Annotated in this window: 13 protein-coding genes; 3 read left to right on the top strand and 10 right to left on the bottom strand. The window is 59.0% G+C overall.

The window, feature by feature from the left end; translation table 11 throughout:
- Positions 1 to 101 precede the first annotated feature (101 nt).
- Entirely contained in the window at positions 102 to 1,352 is a 1,251-nt protein-coding gene (locus MJO47_RS00755; RefSeq protein ID WP_253959209.1) for an acetate/propionate family kinase, read from the top strand.
- 3 nt (positions 1,353 to 1,355) lie between these two features.
- On the opposite strand, the gene MJO47_RS00750 is transcribed toward MJO47_RS00755, so the two are convergent.
- The 3 genes from MJO47_RS00750 to MJO47_RS00740 all read right to left on the bottom strand — a co-directional run bounded on the left by MJO47_RS00750 (position 1,356) and on the right by MJO47_RS00740 (position 4,804).
- Positions 1,356 to 2,729, bottom strand: coding sequence for a glycerate kinase (locus tag MJO47_RS00750; RefSeq protein ID WP_253959208.1), 1,374 nt, complete (start codon positions 2,727 to 2,729; stop codon positions 1,356 to 1,358).
- Positions 2,726 to 3,400: a tetratricopeptide repeat protein gene (locus MJO47_RS00745; protein WP_253959207.1), complete on the bottom strand. Its 675-nt coding sequence runs from the start codon at positions 3,398 to 3,400 to the stop codon at positions 2,726 to 2,728. The genes MJO47_RS00750 and MJO47_RS00745 overlap by 4 nt, the downstream gene beginning before the upstream one ends.
- Positions 3,401 to 3,472: 72 nt before the next feature.
- Complete coding sequence (locus MJO47_RS00740; protein ID WP_253959206.1) at positions 3,473 to 4,804, bottom strand: GntP family permease; 1,332 nt, start codon at positions 4,802 to 4,804, stop codon at positions 3,473 to 3,475.
- Between the two features lie 272 nt (positions 4,805 to 5,076).
- On the opposite strand from MJO47_RS00740, the gene MJO47_RS00735 reads away from it, so the two are divergent.
- On the top strand, positions 5,077 to 5,802 hold the full coding sequence (locus tag MJO47_RS00735) for a YdiY family protein (protein WP_253959205.1): 726 nt from the start codon (positions 5,077 to 5,079) through the stop codon (positions 5,800 to 5,802).
- An 81-nt stretch (positions 5,803 to 5,883) separates the two neighbouring features.
- Here MJO47_RS00735 and MJO47_RS00730 read toward each other — a convergent pair whose 3' ends face one another.
- The 7 genes from MJO47_RS00730 to MJO47_RS00700 form a co-directional block, all read right to left on the bottom strand.
- A complete protein-coding gene (locus MJO47_RS00730) occupies positions 5,884 to 6,501 on the bottom strand; it encodes a hypothetical protein (RefSeq protein WP_253959204.1) in 618 nt (205 codons plus the stop codon).
- Complete coding sequence (locus tag MJO47_RS00725) at positions 6,498 to 6,812, bottom strand: peroxiredoxin (RefSeq protein WP_253959203.1); 315 nt, start codon at positions 6,810 to 6,812, stop codon at positions 6,498 to 6,500. The genes MJO47_RS00730 and MJO47_RS00725 overlap by 4 nt, the downstream gene beginning before the upstream one ends.
- A 9-nt stretch (positions 6,813 to 6,821) precedes the next feature.
- Positions 6,822 to 7,046 carry a hypothetical protein gene (locus tag MJO47_RS00720; protein WP_253959202.1) on the bottom strand — a complete coding sequence of 75 codons (225 nt, stop codon included), beginning with the start codon at positions 7,044 to 7,046 and terminating at the stop codon, positions 6,822 to 6,824.
- A gap of 92 nt (positions 7,047 to 7,138) precedes the next feature.
- Positions 7,139 to 8,449, bottom strand: coding sequence for an RIP metalloprotease RseP (rseP, locus tag MJO47_RS00715; RefSeq protein ID WP_253959201.1), 1,311 nt, complete (start codon positions 8,447 to 8,449; stop codon positions 7,139 to 7,141).
- A 39-nt stretch (positions 8,450 to 8,488) separates the two neighbouring features.
- Positions 8,489 to 9,331, bottom strand: a complete 843-nt coding sequence (locus MJO47_RS00710) for a metal ABC transporter permease (protein ID WP_253959200.1) — start codon at positions 9,329 to 9,331, stop codon at positions 8,489 to 8,491.
- 7 nt (positions 9,332 to 9,338) lie between these two features.
- Positions 9,339 to 10,079, bottom strand: coding sequence for a metal ABC transporter ATP-binding protein (locus tag MJO47_RS00705; RefSeq protein ID WP_253959199.1), 741 nt, complete (start codon positions 10,077 to 10,079; stop codon positions 9,339 to 9,341).
- On the bottom strand, positions 10,076 to 10,957 hold the full coding sequence (locus MJO47_RS00700; RefSeq protein ID WP_253959198.1) for a metal ABC transporter solute-binding protein, Zn/Mn family: 882 nt from the start codon (positions 10,955 to 10,957) through the stop codon (positions 10,076 to 10,078). Before MJO47_RS00700 ends, MJO47_RS00705 begins: the two co-directional genes overlap by 4 nt.
- 258 nt (positions 10,958 to 11,215) lie before the next feature.
- Between MJO47_RS00700 and MJO47_RS00695 the strand changes: the two genes are divergently transcribed.
- Positions 11,216 to 12,358, top strand: coding sequence for an MFS transporter (locus tag MJO47_RS00695; protein WP_253959197.1), 1,143 nt, complete (start codon positions 11,216 to 11,218; stop codon positions 12,356 to 12,358).
- Positions 12,359 to 12,410: the final 52 nt, after the last annotated feature.

Genomic DNA, 12,410 nt, shown 5'->3' with positions numbered 1-12,410 from the left:
AAAATCGTTGAATTCGGTGGGGCATCGTGCGAAATTGGCGTGGTTCGCTATGTGGGATTATATGTGGCACCTGGTAGGGTCTTGAGCGGAAAGGGAAAGGGATGTTCATACTGACTTTGAACTGTTGGAGTTATTCGGTGCGCTACCATCTTTTCGACTGGCACCGGCGGGTCCTTTTGGCCCGCGGTCAGGTGGATCGGGTGGCGGTGGGGGGCACTACGGTGACCCACCATGTGCCGGGACGTCCCACCCAGGTCAGTAGTCAGGAGTGCGCCGATCACCGCCAGGCTTTGGCCCTTATCCTCCACCTGCTCAGCGATGTCGACCAGGGAGTGTTGCAGGAGGGGGAACGTCTCGGGGCCATCAGCCATCGCGTCGCCCACGGCGGCGACCGTTTTACCCGTTCGGTGCAGATCGATGGCGAGGTACTGGCGACCATCAAAGACCTGCGCCGGCTGGCGCCCCTGCACAATGAGCCGAACATCGCCGGTATCGAAGCGGCCATCGCCCTGCTCCCCGATGTCCCCCAGATCGCCGTGTTCGACACGGCCTTTCACCAGACGCTGAGCCCGACCGCCTTCATCTATCCTCTGCCTTATGAATGGTACGAAAAGCACCGCCTGCGTCGCTACGGCTTCCACGGCCCCTCCCACCTCTACATGTCCAAGCGGGCGGCCGTGCGTCTGGGTAAGGAGCCGGGCGAGTGCAATCTTATCACCATTCACGTCGACCGCGGCGTTTCCCTCTGCGCCATCCGCCAGGGCATCTCCGTCGACACCAGCATGGGCATGACACCTCTGGAGGGGGCCATCATGGGGACGCGCTGCGGCGATATCGATGCGGGCATTCTCCCCTATGTCATGACCCGGGGCGGCTACTCACCGCGGGAAATGGACAGCATCCTCAATCTGGAATGCGGCCTGCGGGGCATCACCGGTCGCTTCAGCGAACGCGGCGATGTGCTGGCCGCCGTGGTGGATGGCGATGAGCGCTGTGAACTGGCCCTCGCCATGGAAACCTACCGGCTGCGCAAGTACATTGGCGCCTACATGAGCGCTCTCGGCGGCGTGGACGCCATCGTCTTTACCTCCGGGGCGGGGGACCTCGAATGGATGAGCCGGCAGCGGATTCTGCGGGACATGGAGTTTTTCGGCATTCACCTCGATGTCCAGCGCAACCGCTCCGCCGTGGCCATGCCGGGGGAAACGACCATCACCCGCGACGATTCGCCGGTCAAGGTCTTTGTGGTGCCCGCCAACGAGGAACGGGTCTTCGCTGAGGACGCTGCCGCGATTCTGGCCGGCACCTATGCGGACCATCTGAGCTATCCCTATTCCTTCACCCGCCCCTGAGGGCTATTCCGTAACGATGAGGATCTGCAGGTCGCAGACGTTGGTGTTGGTCGGCCCCGTCTTCAGCAGGCCGTTGATCTGGTCGAAGAAGGTGTAGGCATCGTTGTTGCGTAGAAACGCGCCGACGGCCAGTCCTATCTGTTCCGCATCCGCCAGCAGTTCCACGGCGGCGAAGGCGCCGGCGGCATCCGTGGGGCCGTCGTTGCCGTCGGTGGAAGCCGACAGCAGGTAGAGGCCGAGGCAGTTTTCCGGGTCCTGCTGCATCTCCGCCAGGGCTGCCAGGGCGATCTCCTGGTTGCGTCCTCCTTTTCCCTTGCCCCGCAGCGTCACGGTAGTCTCGCCGCCAGCGATAATGCAGGCCGGTTTGGGACTGAGCACACTGGCCTTGCGGATGTCTTTGCCGATTCCCACCAGCACCTTGGCCCATTCGCGGGCCTCGCCGCTTACCTGGGAGGTGAGGATGGTCGTGTGGTAGCCCCATTGCCTGGCGGCGTCGCGGGCGGCCAGCAGGCTGACATAGTTGCTGCCGATCAGGATGTTGGCCACGCGGTCAAAAATGGCATCGCCCGGCTTGGGAGTCTCTTTCAGTTCGCCGTCGGCGCCTTTTTGCAGAACGGCCAGCGCTTTCGTGGGTATCTCACCGGCGATGTCGTATTTGCTCAGGATCTCCAGGCAGTCGGCAAAGGTGGTGTGGTCGGGGCTGGTCAGGCCGGAAGCGATGGCGTCGAGGCGGTCACCAACCACGTCGGAAAGGATAAAGCTGAGGCAGCGGGCCGGGGCGATAGCCCGCGCCAGGCGACCACCCTTGATGTCCGACAGGTGTTTGCGGATGGCGTTGATTTCGTTGATAGTGGCGCCGCAGGCCAGCAGGGCGCGGGTGACCTGCTGCTTGTCGGCCAGGCTGAGGCTCTCCACCCTGTGGTCGCCCTGGAAAGGGCAGGCCAGCAGGGCGGAGCCGCCACCGGAAATGAGATGAATGACCAGGGTTTTTTCGTCCGCGGCGGCGGCCATCTCCAGCATGCGTTGGCCGGCCAGGACGCTGTTGTCGTCCGGTACGGGATGGCCGGCCTCCAAGGTTTCAATATGGTTGAGCGTTTCGGTGTGGCCGTACTTGACGGCGATGAGGCCCCGATCGATGCGTTCACCGAGGATCTCCTCGAAAGCCAGAGCCATCTTGGCCGTCGCCTTGCCCGTCCCCATGACATAGAGCTGCCGGTAGTCGCTGAGGTCGACCTCGAAAAAATCGTCCTCGATATCGATGGTCAGCAGGCTGCCATTTAAGCGCACACGATTGAGAATCATGCGGTAGGGATCGACCCGGGCCAGGGCGGCGGCAAAGATATCGCTCAGGTGCTGAAATTCCATCGCTCGGTTCATGTCCTCTGCTCCTCTGCTTCCAGATGGCTCAATTTTCGGAGATTGGCCTTGACCAGGGGGTGATCGATGAGATTGTCCGCCTGCTCAAAAAAAGCGCGCGCCCGCTTCAGGTCCCGTTGGACATTCATGGCGATGACGCCCAGATTGTTGCGGGCGAGAAAATGGGTGGGGTCCGCTTCGGCCGCCCGCTGGTATTTCTTTTCCGCCTCATCGAAGCGCTCGTCCTCCATCAGGGCGCATCCCGCCTCAAAATCGTCTATGGCAGCCAGTGCTCTCGCAAAGCGCTCGTCATCGCTGCACAGGGCGATTTTGCTTTCCAATAGCTGGCCTTCCTTGGACAGGCGCCCCTCGGCGCGGGCGGCCTTGCGGTAGAAATCCAGCGCCGCGATCCTCTCCCCCTTCAGAAAAGCCAACTCCGCCAGTACTTTGAGCAGCGGCGGGGTTTCCCCCTGACGGGTCAGCTCGGCCTGAAAAGCCTGCTCGGCCTCTTCGTAGCTCTTGGTGGCCATATGCACCAGCCCGAGATTGTAGTGAACGCCTGGGTGCTCGGGATTAAGGCGGGCCAGTTTGCGCCAATACACCGCCGACTTTTCGAAATCGGCCGCGACGAAGCTGTTCATGGCCAGCCTCTCCAGCAGACGGGTACGCAGGAAGGTCAGAGGATTTCTCATGTGAATGGTACCTGTTGTGACAACTTTGAACCAGACGTGGGGACGGTTTTCACCGTCCCCACGGGACTGGCTTTAGAAGATGAAGGAAAGAACCGAAATGCAGGCGATGGAGACCAGACCCAGCACCAGAGTGGCACTGGTGTAGGCCCGGTAGGCCACCGGCACGTCCATGTTGGAGAACTGCGTCACCACCCAGAAATAAGAGTCGTTGGCGTGGGAAACGGTCATGGCGCCAGCGCCAATCGCCAGCACGGTGAAGACCGGGTCGAGCCCGAGGGCTACCATGAGCGGGGCCATGATGGACGAGGTGGTAATGATGGAGACCGTGGAAGAACCTTGAGCGGTTTTGATGGCGGCGGCGATGACGAAAGGGAGAAAGATGCCAAGCTGCAGGGTGGACAGGGATTCTCCCAAAAAGGTGGCGATGGGCGAAGCCTTGAGAATGCTGCCGAAAGCGCCGCCGGCGCCGGTGATGGCCAGGATGAGAGCGGCGTGCTTAACCCCTTCGCCCATCCAGTTGTCGAGGGCATTCTTCATCTGCCCTTTCTCTACCAGGGTCAGGGCCAGGAGAATGCCGAGCGTGAGAGCAGTGACGGGATCGCCGATAAAGCTCATGGCCTGGGCCATCCCCCCTTCGCCAAAGGGTTTGGTGGGGAACTCAGCCACCGACTTGAGCAGAATCAGGACGATCGGCAGGGTAATGGGAAGGAAAGAATGAAAAGCGCCGGGCAGCTTGCCGTATTTGCCGATGAGGTGCTCGTAGGTCTCCTCCATGTCCGATTCGATTTGATAGCGGCGCGCGAAACGCGTGGCCCAGAAATAGCCGGCCAGCATGGCGGGGATGGAGACCAGCAATCCCATGCCGATCACGCGGCCGAGGTCGGCGCCGAGGATGCCCGCCGCCGCAATGGGGCCGGGGGTTGGCGGTACCAGACAGTGGGTGGCGTAGAGGCCGGTCGCCAGCGCCACGGCCATGACGGCCATGGATTTGCCCGTCTCCTTGGCCAAGGCTTTGTTGAGAGGGGTCAGGATGACATAGCCTGAGTCGCAGAAAACCGGGATGGAAATAGCGTAGCCGGCTACGCTCATGGCCAGGGGCGAGCGCTCCTTACCGACCAGTTTGAGAATGGCTCGGGTCATGGACAGGGCCGCTCCGGTCTTCTCCAGAATAGTACCGATGATGGTGCCGGCCACGATGACGATACCGATGTAACCGAGGGTCCCGCCGAATCCGTTACGGATGTTTTTGACGATGTCGGGAAGAGGCATCTGCACCAGCAGGCCATAGAGGAAAGAGACGAGGATGAGAACGACAAAGGGGTTCATGCGGTACTTGGACGTCAGGAAGATGATGAGCCCGACGCTCAGAAGAAGAAAGATGACTGCGGTACTGCCTGAGACCATGGGTAACCTCCTTGGGCTGTGGGTGGGGATTCCCTCCAATGACAGCATCTAGTATGCCAGAATTTGGCTGAATAAAAAGAGGCATAAGAAGTTGATTTCATGAATAAAAGACAGTCTTTTCGGTGGGTGGTTCTGGTAGGATACGCCAAATAACCATACGTTGGGTAAAAATACCGTCCCGCGGTCCCTGCAGACGCGAAAAAAATCAACTATACTGTTGCTTGTCGAAACACAGTCGCCTATGGATTATGTGAACCCTGCTGAAGGAGGTTATGATGCGATTTTTTACGCTGTTAAGTGTTTTTGTAATGCTGCTGCTGCCAGTGACGGGAGCCCTGGCGGAAGACAAGAAATGGAGCGATGAGGCGGAATTGTCCTATGTCGATACCAGCGGCAACACGGAAGTCACCACACTTTCCGCTAAAAACAAGATGCAGGTGACCCTCACCGAACGGATTCTGGCGACCTGGAAGCTGCAGGCTCTGTACGGCGAGACGGATGGGGAAAAAACGGCGGAATCGTACATGACGGAGCTGCGGGGGGACTACGCCCTGACGGAGCGCCTCTTTACTTTTGGCACGGCCGGGTGGCTGCAGGACAAGTTTGCCGGCATCGACAGCCGTTATACCTTTGGGCTGGGTGTCGGCTACAAATTTCTGGACGGCCCCAAGCACTTTCTGCGTGGCGAGGCTGGCCTGACCTATACCATGGATGAATACACGGACGGTTCTTCCGAAGAATATCTGGGCGGGCGGCTTTTCGGCGAATACCAATACCAGTTTACCGAAAAGAACCGTTTTTCGCAGACCCTCGAATATTTGCCTGATTTCGAGAATTCTGACAACTGGTTGTTGAACAGCGAGACGGCCCTGATCGCTGCCCTAAACAGTTTTCTGTCCATGAAAACCAGTTATGTCGTGAAATACGACAACGAGCCGGCGCCGGGCTCGGAAAAAACCGACAGAATCCTCGGCGTGGCCCTGGTCGTCAATTTCTGAGCAGGTATTCTCACAGGCATAAAAAAAGACGGATCACTCGCCAAAGTGATCCGTCTTTTTTTATGATCTCTTATCGTTTTGCTACAAGGTTTCGTAAAAGGAGGGTTTGAGGTAGCGGAAGGTCTCGACGAAACGGTCAAAGGCCTCCACGTCCGCCTGATCGTAGTCGGCTTCCGCCGGCCGCCATTGGGTATAGTAGAAGGCGACGACCCGCTCGCCTCGACGGGCAAAGACGATTTTGCTCCAGACCTTGTGGCCCTTGACAGGCTCAATCCCTTCGGTGTCGGCGATCAGCGCTTCCTTTCCGAAGAGAGTCGTCTTCTCCAGAGTCGGTTTGGCGAACTGTACCCGGGAGGCCCAGAGGAATCGTTTGAAAAACTCCGGTACCCGCCGTTCAAAATCAAGAGAATAGCCAAAGGGTTCTTCCGCATAGGCCAGAGTGGACTGGCAGGGATAGCTGTCCCGGCACAATTTCATGTACGCCAGCGAATAATCGTCTTCATCAAGTTGAACGAGCTCCCAGGGGGCTGGCGGCGGGACAAAGGCGAATTCGTCCTGCCACACCGAGGTACCGTCTTCCTGGACCTGAAGGACGACCGGCGGCGGGGCGGGGGTGGGAAGCCAGGCGCAGCCGGAAAAGAGCAGCAGAATCGCCAGAATAACCAGCTGGCGCCATAGACCGGTGAGGGAAAAAATCATGGCGACACCTCCTCGGCATGCAGCTCTTTAAGGACCTGCAAAACTTCATGATAGTTCGGATTGCCGCTCTTGCTGTAGCGGATGGTCCCCCATTTGTCGATGACTACGGTCCGCCGGGCAAAGACGGGCGACCCCGGCGCGTAGGCGCCGAGCCAGGTTCCCAGGTAGGAAGAGGTGTTGGAGAAGAGGGGGAAGGTCAGGCCGTATTCTTCAGCGAAGTATTTAAGTGTATCGACGTTGTCCCGGCTGACGCCCGCGACGCGGGCGTTGAAGCGGTCATAGAGGTAGAGGTTCCTCTGATGACCCTCCATTTCACCCGTTCAGACAGGGGTGAAAGCGGCAGGGAAAAAGGTCAGGATCAGGTGGTGCTTGCCATAAAAATCCCGATCATAGGAAAAAAGCCGGTCCTGGCTGCTCGCCAGGCTGAAAATGGGGGCGCTGTCCCCGCGGCCGCGGTAGGTGACGCCTTCTTCGGCCCCCCACAGGTTCAAAGGCGCCAGCATCAGGGCCATCCCTGCCAGCAGTATAACTTTTAACTGATGCATCGTGGATTACCTCCCTGTCGTACCGTCGCGAGCGGACGGCCATGGTTGTTTCCCCCAATAGTACCGGAGAAAGCCAAGGCTGCAAGCTGAGATCAGGAGAAGAAGCGGCTGAAATCGTTGAACAGGGCCAGCCCCATGAGCAGAAGCAACAGGAGTAGCCCGAATTTCAGAGCGGTTTCCTGGGCGGCCTGGGGCAGGGGACGGCCGAAAATCAGTTCGATGAGAAAGAAGACGAGATGTCCGCCGTCGAGCACCGGCACGGGTAGCAGATTCAGAAAACCGAGCTGAATGCTGAGAAAGGCTAGGAAAAGCAGGGTGGCGGCTATTCCCGTCTCGGCTGCGGCCCCGGCGGTCTGTACGATCATAACCGGTCCGCCGATATTGTCGGTGGAAATGTTGCCGGCCACCAACTGCCGCAGGAAATCGCCGGTGAGGCGCATCAGCTCCACTGTCTTTTGGGCTCCGGCTTTTACGGCTTCGAGTGGGGGGAAGTGCTTCAGGTAAGTCTCCTGCAGCGGCGAGATGCCGATAAGAAAACGCCCCTGGGAGCTCTGTTCCGGCAGCATGGTAAAGCGAAGGCGCTCCTCCGCACGCTGTACCTCCACGGTCACCTCGGCCCCGCCCGCGGCATTGATAACTGTGCCGACATCGTACCAGCTGTTGATGGGCGTGCCGTTGATGGCGACGATGCGATCCCCTTCGCGCAGGCCCGCTACCCGGGCGGGATCCCCTTCGAAAACCTCGCCGAGTACCGCGGCCTGCTCCGGAAAAATCCCGACACTGCGCAGGTCGTAGCTCTCACCGGCGACCTTGGCGAGCTGCAAATCCTGGTTCTGTCCCTGACGGCTAACGGTGACGCTCACTTCTTCTTTGGCTGCCATGGCGAACACCGAATTGGCTTCTTCCCAGGTCGCGACCCGGCGCCCTTCGATACTTGCGAGCAGATCCCCTTCACGAAAGCCGCTGTCGTCGGCCGGGCTTTGCGTGGCCACATGGCCGACCTGTGGCGTGGCGATCTGGTAGGCGGGGGTATGTATCCCGACAAGGTAGGCGACAGGCAGGATGAGAAAGGGGAGTAACAAGTTGGTCAGCGGTCCCGCCGCCACAATGGCCATGCGGGTGAAAACCCCTTTGTTGGTGAAGGCTCTGTCGTCGTCGCTGCTGACGGGCGCTTCGTCGGGGTTGTTCTTGCGTTCCCCGTGCATCTGGACATAGCCCCCAAAGGGGAGCAGGCAAACCAGGTATTCCGTTTCCCCTTTTTTCCAGCTAAGCAGACGGGGACCGAAACCGAGAGAAAAACGCAGGACCTTGACGCCGGACCATTTGGCGACGGCAAAGTGACCCAGTTCATGAACAAATATCAGGATGCCGAGGGTAATAATCCCCCAGAAAGCGGTCATCATGGTTGGTCTCCAGAGTAGGGTGTCCTGTCGACTTGGGGATCAACGCGAGGCGATAGGACGTCGAATCCGATGGCGCAGGCTGGCAAAGAGGGAAGAAAGCAGATATCCCAACCCCGCCAGCAGAACGGTAGTGGCCCCGGCGGGAAGATCCGGCTGGTAAGAGATGAAGAGCCCGCCGGTGGTAAAAAAAGCCCCAAAAAGCGTCGCCAGCACCATCATTTTAGCCAGGGAATGGACAAAATGTCCAGCAATGGCTGCCGGCAAGGTGAGCAGGGCGATGACCATGATCAAACCGACCACCTGGATCAGGATGACGACGGTCAACGAGACGAGGGCAAGAAGCAGCAGATAGAAGAGGTCAACGCGAACACCCCGTAGTCGGGCGAATTCCTCATCGAAGGCCACGGCCAGAAATTGCTTGTAGAAAAGCAGAATGACCAGGGCGATAGCCAGGTCGAGGACGAATATCAGGTAGAGATCCTGCCGGGGGATCATGAGAATGTTGCCGAAGAGATAGCTCATGAGATCGACGTTGTAGCCCGGGGTGCGGGCAATGAACAGCACGCCGGTGGCCATGCCCACCGACCAGAGGGCGCTGATGATGGTGTCTTCCTGCTGTTGCCAGTGCAGGTTGATCCAGCCGATGATGCCGGCTGACAGGAGGGCGGCCACAATGGCGCCGCCGATGGGGCTGTAGCCGAAATAGTAGGCAATGCCCATGCCGCCCAGAACGGCATGGGCGATGCCGCCGGCAATATAGCCGATGCGCTTGACCACGACAAAGGAGCCGACGATACCGCAGGCGATGCTGGCCAGCAAACCGCCTATTAAGGCGTTCTGCAAGAAAGTCTGGTGCAGCGCGGCGTCTAAAAAAGTTTCCATGGATCCTTTATTTCTTGATAACAGTGTGATGATGGACCATCTGCATGGGCATCCCGTAGAGGTTTTCAACCACTTCACCGCTGATATCGGAAGTGGCATGGCATACCAGGGTCCGGTTCAGGCAGGCGACCCGGCTGACGTAGCCGGAAATGAAGCCGATATCGTGGGAGACGACGATGACGGTGACGCGAGCATTGAGACGCTTGAGCAGATCGAAGACGCCAGCTTCGACGCGGGGGTCGATATTGGCCGTCGGCTCGTCGAGAATGAGAATGTCCGGCTCGCAGGCCAGCGCCCTGGCGATGAGTACCCGTTGTCGCTGCCCGCCTGAGAGGGTGGAGAGGGGGCGATTCTGCAGGTCAAGGATCTCCGCTTCGGCCATGGCTTGCCGTGCCACCTGTCGGTCTTCGTCGCCATAGCCTAAAATCCGGCTTGTCTTGCCAAGTCTGCCCTGCAAGACCGTATCGAAGACACTGATGGGAAAGCGGCGATCGAAGGTCGCAAACTGGGGTACGTAGCCCAGCTTCTGACAGGCCTGGCCGGGTTGCTGGTCGAAGACCCGTACGCTCCCCGAGGTCGGGGCGAGCAGTCCCAGGATCAACTTGAGCAATGTGCTTTTGCCGCTGCCGTTCGGGCCGACGATGCCCAGAAACTCACCCTGCTCGATGGTCAGGGTGATGTTTTCCAGGACGGGGATGTCTTCGTAGCGAAAGCAGACCTGGTCGAGTTCAATGACGGCCGTGTTCATTTTTTTTCCATAGCGGCGGCGAAGACGTCCGCAATATGGCGCATGTTGGCTGGATAGTCTTCAGCCAAAGGGTCAATGGCAATGACCGTGGCGTCGATGGAGCGGGCGATGTTTTCGGCCAGGCGCCGACTGAACTGCTCCTGCACAAAGATAACGCGGACATTCTGGGCCCTGGCATCATCGATCAGTCGGGCCAGAGTCCTGGCCCCCGGCTCCTTGCCTTCCATTTCGATGGGTACCTGCTGCAATCCGTAGGTGTCGGCAAAGTAGCCCATGGAAGGGTGGAAGATGAGAAAGCGGCGGTTTTTCAGGGGAGCCAGTTTGGCCCGGATATCCCGGTCGAGCGATTCAAGATCGCTGATCAGGGCCTGATAGTTGCGGCGGTAGGTCTCCTCTGCCTCCGGGTTGAGTGCCGCCAGCACGGACAGCACCTTGCCCGCCATGACCTGAACCAGCAGAGGGCTGGTCCAGATATGGGGATCCTTGAGCCCCTGGCCTTTCTCTTCGCCGTGGTGGTCGTGGCCAGGGTGGTGGTGACTCTCGATAGCGCGCAGGGTAATCCCTTCGCGCAGATCGATGATGCGCAGGTCGGGATTGTTGGACCGGATGCGTTCCATCCACACGGTTTCAAAGGCGACGCCGATGCGGAAATAGACGGCGGCGGTGGCCAGGGTGGCCATCTGCTTGGGTGTCGGCTCATAAGTGGCCGGGCTGCGCCCTGGGCCCACCATGACGGAGACCGCCACCTCGTTACCGCCGATGCGCTCAACGATATATTTTTGTGGCAGAACGCTGACGAAGATCTGCAGGGGGGCCGCCTGAGCCGCCAGCGCCGTCAAGATGATGAAGAGCAGGGGTAAAAATATGTTTCTCATCATGGCTTTCATTTGTCCTTCAGGACGGCCGGTCGACGCCGGCCGCAACGTTTTTTCATGCGAATTAAGGTATATAGGATGTGGGACACTTTTTCAATGGAGAATTCCCCGTGGCCGGGCTTCGACCTCAAGGGCGCTCCGGCGGTAAATAAAATATCGGTTGCCAAATGGTCGCAATCCCGCAAGAATACAAGTCGTATCCATCGCTCAGCCCAGCTTGGCCGAGACGATGAGCTCTCGCTGAAAACTTCAGGACCACACATGTTTATCATCATTCTGACCACTGTTCTTACCCTGTCGGCCCTCTATGCCCCGCAGCCCCTCCTGCCGGTCATTGTTCGGGAGTTTGCCGTGTCGTCCGAGACCGCGGCCCTGCTGACCACGGTGGCCTTTATCCCTCTCAGTGTGGCTCCTCTCGTCTATGGCTTCGTGCTGGAGACCGTTTCTCCCCGGCGCATGCTGAAGGTGGCGGTCTTTTTGCTGGCCGTAACAGAATTGTGGTTTTACTATGCCCCGTCTTTTGCCGAACTCATGGTCATTCGCCTCCTGCAGGGACTGCTGATTCCCGCCATGCTGACGGCGCTCATGACCTATGTATCCGAGCAGGCCGGCCCTTCCCGTATTCAGCGGGCCATGGCCGTGTACGTGGCCGCCACGATCCTCGGCGGTTTTCTCGGCCGGGCCTGTTCCGGCTTCATTGCGACCACCTGGGGCTGGCGCCACAGTTTTTTGGTCCTGGCTGTCAGCCTTGTTGTCTGTTTTGTCTTTCTCTTTCGTCTTAAAGGTCCCGAAGCCCTCAGTGTCAGCCGACCGCGGGCGGACTTGCTGTGGCAGACTCTGCGCCATCCCGTCTATCGCCGCATCTATCTTTTGATCTTCTGCCTCTTTCTGGTCTTTGCCGCCATCATGAACTTTCTGCCGTTCCGTCTGACCGAGATCAGCGACCAGGCCAGCGAGTTCCGCATCGGTCTCATGTATTCCGGCTATGTCATGGGCATGGTGACATCCCTGATGGCGGTGCGGGTCAGTGAAGGGCTGGGCAGCAGCAAACGGGCCATACTCGCCGGCATGACCGTCTTCTGTTTGGCGCTTCTAGGACTGGCGACCGGCCATATTACTGTTTTGTTTGTGGTCATGTTTCTTTTCTGCGGCGCCATGTTTCTGGTCCACGCCACGGCCACGGGCCACCTCAACCGGCTGGCTGCCCACCACAAAGGAGTGGTCAATGGCCTGTATGTCGCTTTTTACTATGGCGGCGGCGTGGTCGGTTCCTATGTGCCTGGACTCATTTACCGTCAATGGGGCTGGCTTCCCTTTATCCTCTGTTTGTTGGGCGTTTCCCTGGTGGGGATGCTTACGCTGACAGGGATTCAGGCGGCTGCCTCCGCCAAAATGAGTAGTTGACACCCGCCGGGACGACAGGTTATGAATGTGTTGGCCTAAAGCCTGCCACACA

The organism is Desulfuromonas sp. KJ2020 (genome assembly GCF_024197615.1).
Lineage (GTDB): Bacteria > Desulfobacterota > Desulfuromonadia > Desulfuromonadales > SZUA-540 > SZUA-540.
This window is presented reverse-complemented; position numbering and strand designations above follow the sequence as displayed.